Raw genomic sequence first — 17,830 nt, forward strand, 5'->3', positions numbered from 1 at the left:
TAGGGTCGGCGTCGCGGTGGGTTCGCCCGACCAGCCAGGTCGGGCGTCGCAAGAGGGAACCCGGTGCGAGTCCGGGACTGCCCCGCAGCGGTGAGCGGGAACGACCGCCGTCATGAGCACTGGGCGCCACGCGGCGCCTGGGAAGCGACGGCCAGTAGGTCCGCCGGTCGAGGCCGGCGGGTGCCCGCGAGTCCGAAGACCTGCCCCCGCCCGCGTGCCGACGGCACGCGGTGGTCCGTGGCCTCGCGGGAGGGCCGACCGGACGCCGTGCCCGGCCGTGCGCGCGCCGGGCCGACGCCGCCGTCCCCACCGCCCGGCCCCGGCCGCGATGGCACTGCCTCGAGCGGAAGGGACGCCATGAAGTCGACCATCCTCGGTTATCCCCGCATCGGCCCGCGCCGCGAGCTGAAGCGCGCGGTGGAGCGGTACTGGGCGGGCGGGATCGACGAGCGCGAGCTGACGGCCACCGCCGCCGAGCTGCGCCGCTCCTGCTGGCGGCAGCTCAGGGACGCGGGGCTGGACGAGATCCCGTCCGGCACGTTCTCCTTCTACGACCACGTCCTCGACACGGCGGTGTTGTTCGACGCCGTGCCCGAGCGGTACCGGAGGCTGGGCCTCGGCCGGTTGGACACCACCTTCGCCATGGCCAGGGGCACCAACGAGGTGGCCCCGCTGGAGATGACGAAGTGGTTCGACACCAACTACCACTACGTCGTGCCGGAGATCGGACCGGAGACGGTGTTCCGCCTGGCCGGCCGGACCCCGCTCGCCGAGGTCGCCGAGGCTCGCGAGGTGGGCGTGGACCCGCGTCCCGTGCTGCTGGGACCGGTCACGTTCCTGCTGCTGAGCACCGCCTCGCCGGGCGCGGAGCCGGGCTTCCGCCCGCTGGACCGGCTCGACGACCTGGTGGAGCGGTACGCCGAGCTGCTGGGCGAGCTGGCCGAGGCCGGCGTCGGGTGGGTGCAGCTCGACGAGCCCGCGTTGGTCGCGGACCGCACCCCCGAGGAGCTGGCCGCGGTCGAGCGCGCCTACCGCCGACTGGGCGGCCTCGCCACCCGGCCCCGCCTCCTGGTGGCCACGTACTTCGGCGAGCTGGGCGCGGCGCTGCCCGTGCTGGCCAGGGCGCCGATCGAGGCGGTCGGCCTCGACCTGGTGGCGGGGCGGGACAACCTCCGCCGGCTCGCCGACGAGGGCGGCCTCGGTGACAAGGTCCTCGTGGCCGGGGTGGTGGACGGGCGCAACGTGTGGCGGACGGACCTGCGGGGTGCGCTGTCGGTCTGTGTCTCGGCGCTCGGCCTGTGCCGGGAGCTGGTGGTCGGCACCTCGTGCTCGCTGCTGCACGTGCCCCACGACCTCGACCTGGAGTTGTCCGGCGAGCCGACCGGACTGGACCCGTCGCTGCGCCCGTGGCTGGCCTTCGCCCGGCAGAAGGTGGACGAGGTCGTGGTGCTGGCGAGGGCGTTGCGGGAGGGGCCCGCCGTGGTCTCCGCGCAACTGAACGACAACGACGCGGCGTTGCGCGCCAGGAGGAACACCGACTGGGCGCGGGTGCCCGAGGTGCGGCGCAGGGTGGCCGCCCTGCGCCCCGAGGACGCGCGGCGGTCCACGCCCCGCGAGGAGCGCGTGCGGCGGCAACGCGAGGTGCTCGGCCTGCCCCTGCTGCCGACCACGACCATCGGCTCCTTCCCGCAGACCAAAGAGATCCGCGCGGCCAGGGCCGGGGTGCGCTCCGGCCGCGTCACGCCGGAGGAGTACGAGCGCCGCATGCGCGCCGAGATCGACCGCGCCGTGGCGGTGCAGGAGGAGATCGGGCTGGACGTCGTGGTGCACGGCGAGCCGGAGCGCAACGACATGGTCCAGTACTTCGCCGAGCGGCTGGTGGGCTTCGCGTCCACCGAGCACGGGTGGGTGCAGTCCTACGGCACGCGGTGCGTGCGTCCGCCGATCATCTACGGCGACGTGTCGCGGCCGGAGCCGATCACCGTGGAGTGGGCCCGGTACGCGCGGAGCCGGACCAGCCGCCCGGTCAAGGGGATGCTGACCGGCCCGGTGACCATGGTGCAGTGGTCGTTCGTCCGCGACGACCAGCCCAGGGCGGAGACCGCGAAGCAGGTCGCGTTGGCGTTGCGGGACGAGGTCGCCGACCTGGAGGCGGCCGGGATCGGCGTCATCCAGGTCGACGAGCCGGCGCTGCGCGAGGGCCTGCCGCCGAGGGCGGAGCACCGGGCGGAGTACCTGGACTGGGCGGTCACCGCCTTCCGGCTGGCCACCAGCGGGGTGCGCGCGGAGACCCAGATCCACACGCACATGTGCTACTCGGAGTTCGGGGAGATCATCGACGCGATCGAGGACCTCGACGCCGACGTGACCACGGTGGAGGCCGCCCGCTCCGGGATGCGGCTGGTCGCCGACCTGGGCGCGTACCGGGGCGAGATCGGGCCGGGCGTGTACGACATCCACTCGCCCCGGGTGCCCTCGGTGGACGAGATCGAGGCCGACCTGCGGCGGGTGCTGGAGGTCGTGGACGCCCGGCGCGTCTGGGTCAATCCGGACTGTGGCCTGAAGACCAGGGACTACCCGGAGGTGACGGCGGCGTTGCGGAACATGGTGGCCGCGGCGGAGCGGCTGCGCGCGGAAATCACCGTCCACTGAGGACAGTGGTGGGTGGGGCGGTGCTGCCGCCCCACCCACCGCGGTTCCTTACCTTCTCTGGAAGGGGAATGGTCGACGTTCGGTCACTCGCGTCGACGGCCGAGGACCAGGACGACGGCCGACGCGGCGGCCAGCATCGCGACGGCGACCACCGTGAGTCCGATGAGGACGGTCGGCCGGTCGGTCGCCGTGTTGGTGCCCAGCAGCCGCAACGTCGCGGGCACCGGCGAGACCCACTCGCCCAGCAGCGCCAGCAGCACCAGGGCGCACCCGACGAGCGACGCGGTGCCGACCCGGGACACGAGCGGGCGCCCGCACAACAGGCCGACCGCGACGCCGACGACGCCACAGGTCAGGTGGGCCACGGCCCCCGCGCCGAACTCGGCGAGGGACGCCCGCCCGTGCGCGACCTGCGGCCACAGCAGGGAGATCGCGGTGACCGCCGCGGTGTAGAGCAGACAGGCCGCCGTCTCGGCGACGAGCACCCGCACGGGACCGCCGGCGGTGACCTGCGTGACGGCCCGTTGCTCGGGTGTCTCGACGCCGCGCGCGGCGATCGTGAACCAGGCCGTGACCGGGACGAGCAGGCCGGCGGTCAGGACGTAGGCCGGCAACGCCGGGCCGGCGTCCCCGGTGTACAGCATCGCGAGCACCGCCAACAGGACCAGCGTCGGCGGCAGGTACCGCTGGCTGAGGCCCACGTGCGCGAGGACGTAGCGGACGAGGGCGGTCACGGCTGGCCCCCGTCGTTCTCGGGGAGCGACGCGACCTCGTGCACCGACCATCCCCGGCGCAGCGCCTCGGCGAGCAGGGTGTCCGTGTGCTCGCGCGACACCCGCAGCCGGACCAGATCCGGATCGGGGGCGGCGTCGCCGTCGGTCGCGTCGGCTCCCTCCTCCCACGGGACGGCTCCCGGCCAGCTCTCCCAGGTGCCGCTTTCCCTGCCGGTCCGGCGAAGGCGGACGCTGACAGCGGGAGCGGTGGGGGCAGTCGACACGGCGGGGACGGCGGCCGGATTCTCCGTCGGTGACGGGGAAGGAGGGTCCTCGCGGACGGCCTGCCCGTCCGTCACGCGCACCACCGCGTCGATCGCGGAGGGGGCGAGGGCGTTGGTGTGGTCGGTCACCACGACCGCCGCGCCCTCCTGCCGCGCCTCGGCGACGACCTCCGCCAGCACCCCGTGCGCGGCGGCGTCCAGACCGGACCACGGCTCGTCCAGCACCAGCAGTTCCGGGGGGACCAGGAACGCCTGCGCCAGCGCGACCTTCTGCCGGTTCCCCTTCGACAGCGCCCGCAACGGCCCGTCGGGGTCGCCCCGCACCCCGAACCGCTCCCAGAGCCACTCGACCCGCCGGGCCGCGCGCGAGGCGCCCAGCCCTCGGAGCCGGGCCATGTGCCGGAGGTAGGCGTGGCCGGACATCCCGCCCTGCGCCGGGAACTGCTCCGGGACGTAGGCCACCCGCCGGGGCCGGTCCAGGACCCGTCCCGTCGTGGGCGGCGAGATCCCGGCGACGACCCGCAGCAGGGTGGACTTGCCGGCCCCGTTCGTCCCGCGCACCGCCGTGACCTCGCCGGCCGGCAGGGACAGCGTCACCCCGGACAGCACCCACGGTCCCCGGCCGAAACGTTTGCCGACCGCGACGAGCCGCACCACGTTCCGCCCTCCCTCGTCCCCGTTTTTTCGCAAGGATTTCTCACGTTACGCGAATCGAGGCGAGATCCCGGTGAAACGGCGGTCGGCGGGCCGGGGCCGGCGGAGGGGGCGGCGCCGACGGCGGTGGGCGCGGCGACCCCGCCGACGCGTGGCGCTCGTCACGTCGGCGGGGTTTCGTTGCCCGGTCACGGAATTGTCGAGAACAGGTCGTATTTGTCGTGACAATAGGATCGGCGGCCCTCGGAACGGGCGGTCAAACCAGGGCCGGCGCTCCCGTCGGCGCGCTCTCGGCGGCCGGTTCCACCGCCGGCTCGGACGGAATCGTCAGGGGGACGTCACACACCCGGACGGTCTTTGCGCCGCTCCGTCCTGTCAGCCGCCACACCCGCACCAACCAGCGCTGACCCGGCTGGGAGCCGTGCTTGAGGAGGAACTCCTCGAACAGGGCACGAGTGTAATCCGTTGCGGTGGTCCGCATTTGGCGCTGGATCGTCCGGCCGATGTAGAAGCCGTGATCGTTGATTTCCTCGGCGTGCACGAGGACTCGTTGGCCTCGTTTGATCTGCCAGTACTCGATCCGGTGCCAGTGGTCCAGGTCCATGTGCTCGCCCTCTCTCCGGATGGGGCCGCCGACAGGTCTCAGAAAGTACGACCAGGAATCCTGGTCGGAAATCCCCTGACTGGGGGCTCTCCGCAGCTCGGTGGGTATCGGGCACACTTAGCCCCGCCTGAGCGAAGGGAGGTTGCCGGATGGCGGCAACGAGCCCCGGTCCCGCGGTGCAGCGGCTCCTGCTGGGCGAGCGACTGCGGGTGCTCCGGGAGGCGGCCGGCATCGCCGCCGAGGACGCCGCACGCAAGCTCGAGTGGTACCGGGCGAAGATCAGCAAGGTCGAGACCGGCGCGGTGCGGGTCACCGACGCCGAGGTCGAGCGGTTGCTCGAGCTGTACCGCGTCGGTGCCGCCGAGGCCAGACAGGTCCGCAAGCTCGCCAAGGAGTCCCGGAGGAAGAACCCGCCGGCGCGGGTGCCCGACTGGGCCAAGCAGTTCGTCAGCCTGGAGTCCAGCGCCGACGAGATGGAGATCTTCTACGGGGAGTTCATCCCCGGTCCGTTCCAGACGCCGGAGTACGCCAGGGCGATGCTGTCCATGTCGGTCGTGGTCGCCCCCGCGGAGATCGACCGGATGGCCGAGGCCAGAGCCCGTCGCTCCCAACGTCTGTCCTCATCGGACGCCCCACGGGTGTGGGCGGTGTTCGGCGAGGAGGCGCTGCTCCGGCGGATCGGCGGCCCCAAGATCCTGCGTGGCCAGCTCTGCCACCTGCGCCAGCTCGCCGCGCTGACCAACGTCACCATCCAGATCATGCCGCTGGCCGGTGGCGCGCACGTCGCCCTCGGCACTCCCTTCACCCTGCTCTCCTTCGAGCGGGCCGGGGCGACGATCGTCTACGTGGAGAGCCTGACGGGCGCGGACTACCTGACGCGCCCGCAGCACACGAAGGCGTACCGGCTGGCGTTCGACCGGTTGCGGGTGGCGGCGCTCGGCGAGCACGAGTCGCTGGCCCTGATCGACCGGCACCTCGCGGAACTCGACAAGGAGTAGATCAGAAATGTGGGTCCCGGCCCCGTCCCTGACCGGTGCGTCCTGGCGCACGTCCAGCTACACGAGCGGCGCCAACAACTGCGTGGAGGTGGCGGACTTCCCGACCGTCGCCGCCGTGCGGGATTCGAAGAACCCCACCGGACCCGCGCTGCTGTTCGCGCGGCGTGAGTGGGCGTCCTTCGTCCGAACCGTCCAAGGTGGACGCCTGGACCTGGGCTGACGGGCGGATGGCGGGGCCCGGCGGGGTGGACGATCACGTCCCACCCCGCCGGGCCCCCGGCCTTCTGACGTCCCCGTGTCCCAGCGTCTCGATGTCCGGCTCCCCGTTGGGCTGAGCCATTCCCCGACCCCGCTCACCGACCCCGCTCACCAACCCGCTCACCGACCCCGGTCGGTGGTCCCGGTGTGGTGCTCCCCTCGCTGGCACCGCTCAGCGGCGGACCACCACCACGCCCACGAGGGCGACCAGGGCGCACTGCGCGGCGGCGGCGATCCAGAACCACCGGTCCCCGCCGGAACGCTCGGCCAGCTCGTAGAGCTGCCCGCCCACCACTCCGCTGACGAACGCGCCGATCCCGGCGGCGAGGCGCTGTTGGCCGAAGGCCAGCGCCGGCCGGTCCGGCATCCGGTCCAGCGCCGCCAGCTCGTTCTTCAGGAACAGCACGACCTCGCCGAGCGTCACGAGGGCGGTCCCGAGGAACAGGGCCACGAGCCCGGCCTGGGCCACCACCGCCATCCCGGCCCCGAAGGCCACGAAGGACAGTCCGATCGCCCAGCGGTAGGCCAGGCGCCCGATCGCCTTGGCGGCCACCGGCTGGAGCACGATCACGCCGCCCGCGTTGAGGAGCAACAGCAGGCTGTAGACCTCCGGCGAGTGGTGCGCGGCGGTGAACACGCCCATGTAGTTCTGGAAGAACATGTAGACGTAGATGGTCAGCAGGTTGACCAGGAACGGCGCGGTGAGCGCCGTCCTCGCCGCCTCCGCCAACACCGCGACGCCCGTGGCCCCGCCCCCGTCCCGCCCGCCGGACACCGGCTCCGGCGTTGGTGTCGGCGTTGGTGTCGGTGTCGGCTCGGCGGCGAGCATGACCACGTGGCACACGGTCAGCACGACGAAGATGCCCGTGGTGACACCGAAGACGAGCAACGGCGCGTCGAGGATGAGCAGCCCGGCCACCAACGGCCCCACCGCCATGCCGGCGTTGAGCGCCGAGTTGCTGACCGACAGGAACAGGGGTTTGCGTTCCTCGTCGGTGCTCCTGACGATGTACGCCTTGTTCGCCGGCAGGTAGAGCGCCGCGCCGCAGGCGGTGAGCAGCAGCGCGGGCACCGCCGCGCCCGGCACCGCCATCACGGCGAGGAACAGGGCGAACCCCGCCGTGCGCACGACCAGCGCGAGCACCATCGTGCGCTTGAGGCCGAGCCGCTCGGCGACCGCGCCGCCGACCACGCCCCCGGAGAACTGGATCAGCGAGGCGGCCGCGAGCACGAACCCGACCCAGCCCAGCGACATGCCCAGCCGCTGGTGCAGGAAGATCGACATGAACGGCAGCACCATGAAGCTGCCGAACGGGATCAGGAACGAGCTGGCGATCAGGAAGCGCAGCCCGGCCGGCAGCCGGGGGCGGCGCGCCCGCTCAGAACCCGGGATGCCAGACGCGACCGTCATCGAACTCCACCCAGAAGGCGCGGCAGACCTCGCGCATGAGCGCGTACGCCGCGTCGTGGTCGGGCGCGTGGAGCAGGACGTGCCCACCCCGCTGCGTGTTGTCGGTGATCTCCTTGAGCACCCGGCCCTGGCTGATGCTGGTGTCCGCGTCGAGCACACCGGGCAGGCGCCGCACCTCCGCGATGTCGGCGACCCGCCGCACCGTCCCCGCCGGCGGCAGCAGCGGGAAGAACACCCCCACCGAGGTGCTGTCCGGCAGGTGCGGCGCGGTGACCTCCGGGTCGAGCAGGCCCCGCAGCGCCAGGTCGATCTGGCCCACGCCCGTGGTCCGCTCGGTCATCAGCCAGATCCGGTCGCCGCCGACCCTGGTCTGCGACTCGATCACCCCCGGCCGGCCGTCCGGTCCGACCTTGATCTCGGTGTGCGCGACGCCCCACGTCATGCCGACGGCGGTCAGGAACTCCCGCGCGGTCCTGACGACCTCGTCCCGCACCCGCTCGAAGCCCGGGGGCGGCGGCACCATCGTGTAGCTGCCCAGCGAGTACGGGTAGCCGACCAGCTTGGTGTACGAGAAGGAGATCACCGAGTGCTCGCCGCGCAGCGTCAGCGACTCCACGCTGTACAGCTCGTCGCTGTCGACGAGCTTCTCGGCCACGTACTGGCCGTCCCGCAGCCACCCCGGGGTGGCCACGGCCTCGGCCAGCTCCTCCGCGGAGCGGATCTGCCGGACGCCCATGCTCGCCGCGCCCGCCACCGGCTTCACGATGATCGCCGGGCCGTGCTCGGCGTGGAACCGCTCGACGTCGGCGGCGGAGGCGACCCTGCGCCACGGCAGGGCCAGGGACGGGGAGTCGGCCAGCGCCCTGCGCGTCCAGTCCTTGTACCGGGTCGCCGCCACCGGCCACAGCTCGGGGCCGGGAAGGCCGAGCGCGTCGGCGATCACCGCGGCGCTCTCCAGCCCCAGCTCGGTGAACGAGACCACCGCGTCGAGCGGGCGCTCGGCGTGGATCCGCCTGGCCAGGGCCAGGCACACGGTCACCTGGTCCACCGCGACCTCGTGCACCGACGCGCAGCGGTCCAGCACGGCCGGGTCCAGCCCGCCACCGCCGGCGGTCGGGCCGAGGTAGCTGACCGCGTACCCGGCCGCCACCGCCTTCTCGATGATCTCGGTCCAGCCGCCGACGACCAACAGGTGCGGCTCAGCCACCTGGGCGCTCCTCCTCCACCCTGACCCGCAGCTTGCCCACCGCGGACAGGACGTTGTGCAGGGCCAGCTCGGCGGTGTCGCCCTCGGCGAACACGATGCCCACCGAGCCGCGCTGGTCGGCCAGGTGCTCGATCCGCCGCCCCACGGCGGCCGTGGGGAAGAAGGCGGGGTCGCCGGGGTGGCCGGCCAGCCGGTCCAGCCCCTCGACGCCACGGAAGACGCCCACGCGGTCGGCGTAGAGCAGGACCTGCGCGGTGCCCCTGACGGGCTTGAGCGGCGCGTCCATCAGCGCGGGCCGCTGGCCCAGCGCCAGGTCGAGGAAGGCGTCGTAGATGTTGTGCTCCACCGACCGGCACACCGCCTCGCCGAGCAGTGCCCCACCGAGTCGCGGGTTGATCTCCACGACCTCCGGGCCGCGCGCGGTCATGACGAACTCGGTGTGCGCGAAGCCGTTGTCGAAGCCGACGGCGGCCAGCACCCTCGTGATCCAGTCGGTCAGCTCGACCGTCCGCTCGGGGGAGAACGCCACCGGGAACGACAGCGACTCCTCGCGGAACAGCGGCTCGGGGGACAGGCCCCTGCTGGAGATGCCGAGCAGCCGCGTCTCGCCGTCCCAGGTCAGCGTTTCCGCGCTGTAGAGCGGGCCGACGAAGTAGGGCTCGACGAGCAGGACGCCGCGCAGCCGTGCCGCCCTGCCGGCGGCGAGCACGTCCTCCAGGTCCTCCGTCCCGTTGAGCAGCCACACGTTCTGGCTGCCGGTGCCGGCGGTGTCCTTGACGATCGCCGGGTAGCTCACGTGCGCCGCCAGCTCGGCCGCCGTGGTCGTCGCCGGGTCGAAGGCGTGGCTGGCGCCCCGGCTCAGGCCGTGCCGGTGCAGGTGGTCGCGCAGCCGCGCCTTGTCGCGCACCAGCCGGACCGCGTCGGGGGCGGGGCCGGGCAGCCCCAGCTCGGCCAGCAGGTCCAGCGCCACCAGGCTCCAGGTGTCGGTGGAGCTGATCAGCCCGCGCAGGTCGGGGACCTCGGCCAGCGCGCGCCGCACCGCGTCGGTGTCGAACGTGTCGACGTCGACCACGTCCAGCGGGGCCGACGGGTCGGCCGCCAGCCGCTCCAGCTCGTGCCGGTAGACGCCGCGGTCGCAGGTGAGCAACCGCAGCCGGTGGTCGCGGGCGCGGGCCGCGTCGACCAGCCGGCCGAGGCCGAACGTGAGCGCCTCCAGGGAAACCAGCGTCACCGGACTGTCTCCTCCAGGGTGTGGTGGTGCGGGGTGGCCGTGCTGTCGGCGTCGGTGTCGGCCGCGCGGTGCGGCCTGCGGTCCCATGCCATGACCGACCACGGGAACGTCAGCTCGTCCAGGGAGTTGACCCTGGTCGGGGCCAGCTCGTCGATCGGGAGGACGTCCTCGTGCCTGGCGAAGACGTGGTCCAGGTACCGGTGGCCGGTGTCGGCGGCGATGAACAGGTACCGGCGGTCGGGGCGACGCCGCGCCTCCCACCGCGTGACCAGGTAGCAGCAGCCGGTGGACAGGCCGGCGAAGACCGCGTGCCGGCGGAGCAGCTCGACGCTCGCCGACCGGGCGTGGTCGAAGCTCACCCAGTGCATCGTGTCGTACAGCTCGTGCCGGACGTTGCGGAACGGGATCGAGCTGCCGATGCCGGCGATGATGACCTCGGGGTCCTCGATGTGCTCGCTGCCGAAGGTGACGCTGCCGAACGGCTGGATGCCCACCAGCTCCACGGCCGGGTCGGTCTCGCGCAGCGCGGTGACCAGGCCGCCGGTCGACGCGCCGGAGCCCACGCCGCCCACCACCGTGAGGTCGTCGACCCCGATCTCGCGGCGCACGATGTCGGCGAACTCGCGGTAACCGAGGTAGTGAATGTCGTTGTGGTACTGCCGCATCCAGTACACGTTGCCGAGGGAGGGGTTCGCCTCGCTCTCCCGCAGGATCTCCTGGATGCGCTCGACCCGCTGTTTCTGGTCGAGTTTCAGGCTGGCCGACGGCCGCACCTGCTCGACGGTCGCGCCGAGGATCTCCAGTTGCGTCCTCAAAGTCCGGTCAACCGTTGTCGACCCGACGATGTGGCACTTCATCCCGTATTTGTGGCAGGCCATCGCCAGCGCGTACGCGTAGATTCCGCTCGAACTGTCGACCAGGGTGTCGCCGCGGCGCACCCTCCCGGTCTCCAGTAAGTGCCGGACCGCGGCGAGCGCGGAGTAGACCTTCATCGTCTCGAACCGCGCGACGAACACGTTGTCGGTGAGCCGCACGATGTCGGGAATCTTGATGGCGTCGGCGATGTGGTCAAACATCCCGCCAGCCTCCTCGGGCGAAGTGGCACTGTTGGCCGAGCTCGCGGAAGAACGCCGAAAGATCGTCCATCCTGGCCCGGTCAGGGCGTTCCCTGAACAGGTAGCCGATGATGCTTCCGGTGTGGGCGACGAAGATCCCGTCGGCGCGGAAGGCCCGTTGGTTGGCCCGCACCTCGTCGAAACTCCGCTTGGGCACGACGAGCTGGCCCAGCTCGGCGCTGCGGGTCGCGCAGCGGCCGATCGCGCCGACGTCACCGGCCCGGAAGGCGGTGACCAGCTCGTCGAGGCAGTACTGGTAGGCGGTGGAGTGCAGCGCGTAGTGCGCCAGCAGCTCCTCGCCGAGGTCCTCGGTGTCCACCGAGCCGCCCTCGGTGGTGTAGCAGGTGTAGAGGCCGACCTTGTCGCCGAAGTGGTGCACCACCTCGTGCCGGCCGCTGAGGTAGAGCGCGAACTCGTCGAGGAAGACGCTGTCGGCGCGCTCGATCTCGGCCAGCGCGGCCCGCACCAGTCGCTGGTCGTAGGCCAGGTCGAACAGGCGGAACAGGCAGCGCAGGGTGGCGACCACGTCCGCGGTGGAGCTGGCCATGCCGGCGCCGACGGTCAGCTCGGTGTGGAAGTCCCACCGGCCCGGCGGCAGCCGCAGCCCGTGGTGGGCGAGGAAGAAGTCGACGGCGCGCTGGGACTTCGTCCTGCCGGCCCCCGCGAGGTCCTCGGCGCCGGCGCCCGTCCCGTCGGGGCGGTCCGGTCCCGCGCCGTGCTCGGTGAAGTAGACCCAGCTAAAGCGGTCGACGGGCAGGGAGACGATGGCGATCTCCTGGCGTCCCCCGTGTGGGAAGGGCCCCTGGAAGAGTTCGCCGAGGGTGCCCTGGCACACGCCGGAGTGCACCTTGGGACGGGCGACGGCGGCGACGGACGGAATGGTGGTCATCTCTCTCCCGGACCGGCCTCTGGTAAGGCGGCGGACAAGGTCGCGCCCATGGGCCGAAATCCCCCAGATTTCGATTGTGTCGACGTGGTCGGTGGAGAAGGGAAAGGGGAGCCCCCACGCGCGTCGTCGGCGCGGCCGGTCGCCCCTCGTTGTCGCGACAACATCCTCTTGTCCGGCGCGCGGAGCGTCAATAGGCCGAATGTGGGAACGGGGCGGACACGGATCGTGATATGTGTGCGCCAGGGCACGAAACGTGCCCTGGCGCATCTTTCCCGAATATTTCCCCGCCCCGGGCGGGGCCGGCCGGCTCAGCCCGGCAGCCCCCGCAGGTACTCGGCGAAGGACCCGATCGCGGCCGGATTTCGCGGCCCCTCCACCAACGCGGCGTAGGGCAGCGTGAAGAACCGCTTGTTCTTCACGGCGTTGACGTTGGCCAACGGCGGGTAGGACTCCAGGAATGCCTGCTTCTCCGCCGGGGTCTGACCGCCGTAGTCGTTAATGATGATGATATCCGGGTTCGCCTGCACCACGGATTCCCAGCCGACCTGCACCCAACTGTCGCGCAGGTCCGTGAACACGTGGTCGCCCCCGGCCCTGGTGATGATCTCGTGGGCCGCGGCGAAGCGGCCCGTGGTGAACGGCTTGTCCGTGCCGGAGTCGTAGACGAAGACCTTCGGCCGGGGCCGGTCCTTCGGCGTGGACGCCTCCACCGAGGCCACCTGCTCCTGGTACCGCCGCACCAGCTCCTCGGCCTTGTCCGAGACACCAAAGATCTTGCCCAGGTTGCGCAGGTCCGTGTACAGCGCCTCCAACGGCGGCACGATGCCCCTGCTGCGCTCCGAGACGCCGTTGCGGCACGACTCGGTCAGCACGTAGCTGCGCACGCCCACCTGCTCCAGGTCCTGCGGGGTCAGGCCGCTGCCCTCGCGGAACCCGTAGTTCCACCCGGCGTAGACGAAGTCCGCCTTGGCCTCCAGGACCAGCTCCTTGCTCGGCCGGTCCGCGCCGAGCCGGTGCGCCTTGGCGAAGTCCTCCTTCCACGGGGAGTCCGCCGGATCGTGGTCCTTGCCGAGCACGTAGCCGGCGAGCCGGTCGCGCAGCCCGAGGGCGAACATCGTCTCGATGATGCCGATGTCGTAGGCGACCACCCGGCTGGGCGCCCGGTCGTAGGTGACCTTCTGGCCGCAGTTGTCGATCGTCACGGGGTAGCCGTCCGCGCTGGCGGCCCGCTCGGGCTGGCGCACCTCGGCGCCGCACCCTGCGGTGAGCGCCAGCGCGGTGACGGCGGCCGTCAGCAGTGTCAGGCGGCGGGGGAGTCGTCGCGGCATGCGGGGACCTCTCACGAGCTGGTGGGTGGGACGGGGGAGTCGAAGATCAGTTGGGGCGCGCCGGAGGTCGGGTGCGCGACCACGTGCGCGCGCACCCCGAACACCTCGGCCACGACCTCGGGGGTGAGGACCTCCTCGGGGGCGCCGCTGGTGACCACCCGCCCCCCGGACAGGACGTAGAGCCGGTCGCAGGCGGCGGCCGCGAGGTTGAGGTCGTGCAGCGCGGCCAGCACGGTCAGGCCCGCCTGCCGCACCAGCGACAACACCTCCAACTGGTGCCGGATGTCGAGGTGGTTGGTCGGCTCGTCCAGCACGAGCACCGCCGGCTGCTGGGCGAGCGCCCTGGCGATGAGCACGCGCTGCCGCTCGCCGCCGGACAGCGTCAGGAAGCTGCGGCCGGCCAGGTGCGCCGCCCCGACCCTGCGCAGCGCGGCCGCGCAGATCTCCCTGTCCTGGTCGGTGTCCGGGTCCATCAGGTTCTTGTGCGGAGAGCGGCCCATGGTCACGACCTCGGCCACCGTGAAGTCGAACTCCACGTGGCTGTCCTGGGTCAGCGCGCCGAGCCGGCGGGCGGCCTCCCTCGGGCTCAGCGCGACCACGTCGTCCCCGCCCAGCAGGACCCGGCCCGCGGTGGGCCGCAACGCCCGGTAGACGCAGCGCAGGGTCGTGGACTTGCCGCTGCCGTTCGGGCCGACCAGGCCGACGACCGTCCCGCTCGGCACCTCCATCCGCAGGTCCTCGACCAGGCGGCGGCCGGCGACGGTGACCGAGAGGTCCTCCAGCTCGACGTCCATCACCGACCCCCGAACACGTAGCCGCGCCGACGCATCAGCACCACGAACAGCGGCACGCCGAACGCCGCGGTGAGCACGCCCAGCGGCAGCTCCTCGGGCGGGACCAGCGTCCGCGCGGCCAGGTCGACCCAGATCAGCAGGCAGCCGCCGGCCAGCGGGGCGACCGCGAGCACCCTGCGGTGGTCGGCCCCGACCACCATGCGCGTCAGGTGCGGCAGCATCAGGCCGACGAACCCGACCGCGCCGCTGACCGCCACCAGCACGCCGGTCATCGCCGCCGACACCACGAACAGCTCCCGCCGCATCCGCGTGGCGTCCACGCCGAGGGTCGCCGCGGTCTCGTCGCCCATGGCCAGCGCGTTCAGCCGCCGCGCCGAGACGAGCAGGTAACCGACGCCCAGCACGACCACCACGGCGGCCACCGGCAACGACTGCCACGTCGCGCCGCCGAGGCTGCCGAAGGACCAGAACATCGCCGACCGCGCGGCCTCGCCGTGCGCGGCGAAGAACACCAGGATCGTGCTGATCGCGGTGAAGCCGTGCGCCATCGCGGTCCCGGTGAGCACCAGGCGCAGCGGCGTCAGGCCCCTCGGCGACCGCGCGGCCAGGTAGACGACACCGGTGGCCAGCAGGGCGCCGAGGAACGCGGCCACCGACAGGGCGTGGATGCCGAACGAGGCGAACACGCCCATGGTGATCACCGAGGTCGCCCCGACGGCCGCGCCCGAGGACACCCCGAGCACGAACGGGTCGGCCAACGCGTTGCGGACCAGCGCCTGGCTGGCCACCCCGACCGCGCTCAGGCCCGCGCCGACCACCACCGCCAGCAGCACCCTGGGCAGCCGGATCTGCCAGACGATCTGGTACTGCGGCACGTCGGCCGGCTCGATGACCCCGCCGGTGAGGGCGGCCCGGAGGAACCGCAGCACGTCGGGGAACGGCACGCTGACCGCGCCGAGGGCCACGCCGCACACCACCGAGCCGACCAGCAGCACGACCAGGGCGAGGACCAGGGGCAGGACGGGACGCCGGCGGGGGAGCGGCTCCGACGAGCCGGCTCCGGACGGGGCGAGTCCCTCGCGCCGCGGCGAGGAGGCCAGGGGCGGTGACGCCATGCGGTGGACCTTCCGGGGAACGGGCCGGCGGGCCGCCCTCGGTTCGCCCGTCCCACGCCGCGCGCGCCACGCGGACGGCTCGGCCGTGCGGCGTCGCGGGACGCTGGCCGTCCCGGGGCTCCGTCCCGCGGACCTCGACGGGTGGTGGAGCGACACGTGCGCGCGGGTGTTCGGGCTCGTCGCACGACCGCTCGTGCGACCCACCGTTGCGGGTCAGCGCCGGACTTCGACCGGTCTTCCCCCACGGGCACGGAATGGAGTTGGTGGTTCGCGTGCACGCTACCCCCGGGAGGGCGGCGGCGGAACACGCTTGTGGTGGAAAAAGGGGACAGCGACGGGGAAATCCCGCCGGTGGACCGTCCCCAGTGGACGCCGGAGGTCACCAGGGGACCCACGGTCCCCTGGTGGTTCGGCGCTGGCGCGGCGGTTCTCAGCGCACGGCGGCGAGCACGAAGTCGTCCCCGACCTGCCAGACGGGCGCGACCTCGCGGAAACCCGCCTCGCGCAACAACGTCACGTGCGCCGCGCAACTGAGCCCGTTGCCGTCGCCGCCGACCAGGCCGCGCCGGCCCCGCTCGGCCAGCAACCCGGCGAGCCGGTCGTCCTCCGCGACCGCCGACCACCAGGACGACCAGTCCTCGTTGTCCAGCACGCCGACGCGCTCGGCCCGCCGCTGCCGGACCGTCGTGGCGAGGTCCCGGATCGCCGGCTGCTCGTCGTAGAGGTGGTCGCCGTTGACGAACACCCCACCCGGCCGCAGCATCCCGGCCAGGTCCCGGTAGAGCCGGGCCAGGGCGTCCTCCGGCAGCCAGTGCAGCGCCGTCGTCGACACCGCCGCGTCGAACGGCCCGTCCACGCCGAGGGCCAGCGCCCAGTCGGCGGAGGTGAGGTCGACGTCGAGGAACCGGCCCACCTCGGGGTGGGCCGCGCGGGCCATGGCGAGCAGGAGCGGGTCGGCGTCCACCCCGAGCAGCCGGGCGCGCGGGAGCCGGGCGCGCAGACGGGCCGACAGCGAGCCGGGCCCGCAACCGAGGTCGAGGACGAGCGGCTCGCCGTCGGCCCGCGTCACGTGCTCGACGACGTCGGCGATGATCCGGAACCGTTCCTCACGGTCCGCGATGTAGCGCTCCTGCTGGTGGTCCCAGCGGCGCACCCAGGCGCGCGCCAGGTCCGGCTCCAACGGGGAGCTTCCCGTGGTCGCGGTCGTCACGTCGGGAGAACCTACTGCATAGTTGTTGCAACAAGCACTCCCGGTGCGACCGGGGACCGGGGATCGGCCGGAGCCGGTGGTCAGGCGCGGACCAGGTGGACCGTCAGCGCCTCGGGCCGGGCGACCAGCGTCACCGGCGCGGTCAGCTCGTCCACCGGGAGGCCGTCGCGGACCAGGCGGACCACGCCCGCGACCGGCTCGACGGTCAGCTCGGCGGCCACGTGCTCGTCGGCGCCGCCGATGACCCTGGCCCGCAGCAGGTGCTCGTGCAGGCCGGTGCGCAGTTGCGCGCCGCGCACCACGTGCCGCGCACCGTCCACGATGACCGCCAGCTCGGCGTCGTCGAGGTCCTCGGGCAGCAGGGTGACGTGCGACAACGCGATGTCCTGGTCGCCGCGCGCCCCGCGCACCTCGATCAGGTCGAGCCGGCGCTCGGCGACCTCGGGCTGGCCGGCCGTGCCGTTCTCGCCGTTCTCGCCGTTCTCGCTGTTCTCGCCGGTCTCGTCCAGCGCGAACAGCGGCGCGTCAAGCTGGGCGGCGATGCGGTGGGCGTCCCACGAACCGGAACCGGCCACGTTCACCACGGCGCCCACGGGGGACGCGTTCCCGGCCGGGGTCGGCCAGCTATCGGGAGCGGGGGTCGCCTCGACCGACGGCACGCCGAGCCCGGCGAGGTGGTCGCGGACGGTGCGGGCGCGGCGACGGCTCTCCCGGTCGAAGCCGCGGACCACGGCGACGGCCTGGCCGTCGGCCAGCGCGCGGGTGGCGGCCTCGGCGAGGACGGCCAACGGAGACCGTCGAACCTCGGCGCCGCTCGCCGGTGCGAAAGGTCCCGTGGTCGTCGTCATGTGGAGGTCTCCGTTCCGATCCGCTTGGTCCGAACCAGTGCCGTCCGGCACCGTGCGTCCCGCCCCGGTCGCGAACCCGCCGGCGCGGCCGGCGCCACGGCGAGGTGGGCGGTCGTGGCGTCGCCCGTCGTCAGTCGTCAACGGACGTCCTTCGCCACTGATGGCGGCTCGACCCTAACCCCGCGCGAAGGGCGTCAACACCCGAATGTGATCGAACTTCGATGTGAACAATGTCGCTTTCGTTGGGGGAAACCCGATCCCGCCGCCAGTCGTTCTTCTTGGCCCGATCGACGTCGTGTCCTGACTCACACGCCGCGCGGCGCATCTCCTGCGGGACGGGGCATCGGGGGAGAACCGACCACAGTGCACAGTGCCATGTCGACAGGCGTGTCAACAGTGGAACGGCGTGGGTCGACAGGGACAGTCACGGCGACGCCGGGCTCGTCGCGGGTGCGGATGCGCCGACGCGACGGGCCGATGCATGGACGCCGCGCGGCGGGGTACTCACGGCAGTGGACG

The 17,830-nt window shown here is 72.8% G+C and carries 16 protein-coding genes and 2 riboswitches; of the genes, 3 read left to right on the forward strand and 13 right to left on the reverse strand.

The genetic code is table 11. The annotated features are described in order from the left end of the window. Positions 1–19: 19 nt before the first annotated feature. Positions 20–205, forward strand: a riboswitch (cobalamin riboswitch). Positions 206–357: 152 nt separating this feature from the next. Continuing rightward, positions 358–2,652: a 5-methyltetrahydropteroyltriglutamate--homocysteine S-methyltransferase gene (metE, locus tag LX15_RS07560; RefSeq protein WP_253668773.1), complete on the forward strand. Its 2,295-nt coding sequence runs from the start codon at positions 358–360 to the stop codon at positions 2,650–2,652. 83 nt (positions 2,653–2,735) lie between these two features. Here the strand turns inward: metE and LX15_RS07565 are convergent, their stop codons facing one another. From LX15_RS07565 to LX15_RS07575, 3 genes are all read right to left on the reverse strand, one after another. Further along, a complete protein-coding gene (locus tag LX15_RS07565; protein WP_253668774.1) occupies positions 2,736–3,386 on the reverse strand; it encodes a hypothetical protein in 651 nt (216 codons plus the stop codon). Further along, positions 3,383–4,306 (reverse strand): ATP-binding cassette domain-containing protein, encoded by a 924-nt coding sequence (locus LX15_RS07570; protein ID WP_253668775.1) that lies wholly within the window; start codon positions 4,304–4,306, stop codon positions 3,383–3,385. Before LX15_RS07570 ends, LX15_RS07565 begins: the two co-directional genes overlap by 4 nt. Positions 4,307–4,559: 253 nt before the next feature. Further along, complete coding sequence (locus LX15_RS07575) at positions 4,560–4,907, reverse strand: hypothetical protein (protein WP_253668776.1); 348 nt, start codon at positions 4,905–4,907, stop codon at positions 4,560–4,562. Between the two features lie 149 nt (positions 4,908–5,056). Here LX15_RS07575 and LX15_RS07580 point away from each other — a divergent pair, with 149 nt between their 5' ends. Further along, a complete protein-coding gene (locus tag LX15_RS07580; protein ID WP_253668777.1) occupies positions 5,057–5,905 on the forward strand; it encodes a helix-turn-helix domain-containing protein in 849 nt (282 codons plus the stop codon). 7 nt (positions 5,906–5,912) lie between these two features. Then, the gene (locus tag LX15_RS07585) at positions 5,913–6,125 is read left to right on the forward strand and encodes a DUF397 domain-containing protein (protein WP_253668778.1); all 213 of its coding nucleotides are present in this window, start codon (positions 5,913–5,915) and stop codon (positions 6,123–6,125) included. Positions 6,126–6,335: 210 nt separating this feature from the next. Here LX15_RS07585 and LX15_RS07590 read toward each other — a convergent pair whose 3' ends face one another. The 10 genes from LX15_RS07590 to LX15_RS07635 all read right to left on the reverse strand — a co-directional run bounded on the left by LX15_RS07590 (position 6,336) and on the right by LX15_RS07635 (position 17,311). Next, a complete protein-coding gene (locus tag LX15_RS07590) occupies positions 6,336–7,574 on the reverse strand; it encodes an MFS transporter (RefSeq protein WP_253668779.1) in 1,239 nt (412 codons plus the stop codon). After that, positions 7,543–8,781, reverse strand: a complete 1,239-nt coding sequence (locus LX15_RS07595; protein WP_253668780.1) for an ATP-grasp domain-containing protein — start codon at positions 8,779–8,781, stop codon at positions 7,543–7,545. The genes LX15_RS07590 and LX15_RS07595 overlap by 32 nt, the downstream gene beginning before the upstream one ends. Next, the gene (locus tag LX15_RS07600) at positions 8,774–10,012 is read right to left on the reverse strand and encodes an ATP-grasp domain-containing protein (protein WP_253668781.1); all 1,239 of its coding nucleotides are present in this window, start codon (positions 10,010–10,012) and stop codon (positions 8,774–8,776) included. The genes LX15_RS07595 and LX15_RS07600 overlap by 8 nt, the downstream gene beginning before the upstream one ends. Then, positions 10,009–11,088, reverse strand: a complete 1,080-nt coding sequence (locus LX15_RS07605) for a pyridoxal-phosphate dependent enzyme (protein WP_253668782.1) — start codon at positions 11,086–11,088, stop codon at positions 10,009–10,011. The genes LX15_RS07600 and LX15_RS07605 overlap by 4 nt, the downstream gene beginning before the upstream one ends. Next, positions 11,081–12,016 carry a GHMP family kinase ATP-binding protein gene (locus LX15_RS07610; RefSeq protein WP_253668783.1) on the reverse strand — a complete coding sequence of 312 codons (936 nt, stop codon included), beginning with the start codon at positions 12,014–12,016 and terminating at the stop codon, positions 11,081–11,083. Before LX15_RS07610 ends, LX15_RS07605 begins: the two co-directional genes overlap by 8 nt. A gap of 308 nt (positions 12,017–12,324) precedes the next feature. Next, complete coding sequence (locus LX15_RS07615; RefSeq protein ID WP_253668784.1) at positions 12,325–13,344, reverse strand: ABC transporter substrate-binding protein; 1,020 nt, start codon at positions 13,342–13,344, stop codon at positions 12,325–12,327. Positions 13,345–13,355: 11 nt separating this feature from the next. Continuing rightward, the gene (locus LX15_RS07620) at positions 13,356–14,138 is read right to left on the reverse strand and encodes a heme ABC transporter ATP-binding protein (RefSeq protein ID WP_253668785.1); all 783 of its coding nucleotides are present in this window, start codon (positions 14,136–14,138) and stop codon (positions 13,356–13,358) included. Continuing rightward, a complete protein-coding gene (locus LX15_RS07625; protein ID WP_253668786.1) occupies positions 14,138–15,253 on the reverse strand; it encodes a FecCD family ABC transporter permease in 1,116 nt (371 codons plus the stop codon). The genes LX15_RS07620 and LX15_RS07625 overlap by 1 nt, the downstream gene beginning before the upstream one ends. Before the next feature lie 144 nt (positions 15,254–15,397). Further along, positions 15,398–15,517: riboswitch (cobalamin riboswitch) on the reverse strand. Positions 15,518–15,683: 166 nt separating this feature from the next. After that, positions 15,684–16,463 carry a class I SAM-dependent methyltransferase gene (locus LX15_RS07630; RefSeq protein WP_253668787.1) on the reverse strand — a complete coding sequence of 260 codons (780 nt, stop codon included), beginning with the start codon at positions 16,461–16,463 and terminating at the stop codon, positions 15,684–15,686. 80 nt (positions 16,464–16,543) lie between these two features. Next, the gene (locus LX15_RS07635) at positions 16,544–17,311 is read right to left on the reverse strand and encodes a hypothetical protein (protein WP_253668788.1); all 768 of its coding nucleotides are present in this window, start codon (positions 17,309–17,311) and stop codon (positions 16,544–16,546) included. Positions 17,312–17,830 lie beyond the last annotated feature (519 nt).

This window comes from Streptoalloteichus tenebrarius, from assembly GCF_024171885.1.
Taxonomy (GTDB): domain Bacteria; phylum Actinomycetota; class Actinomycetes; order Mycobacteriales; family Pseudonocardiaceae; genus Streptoalloteichus; species Streptoalloteichus tenebrarius.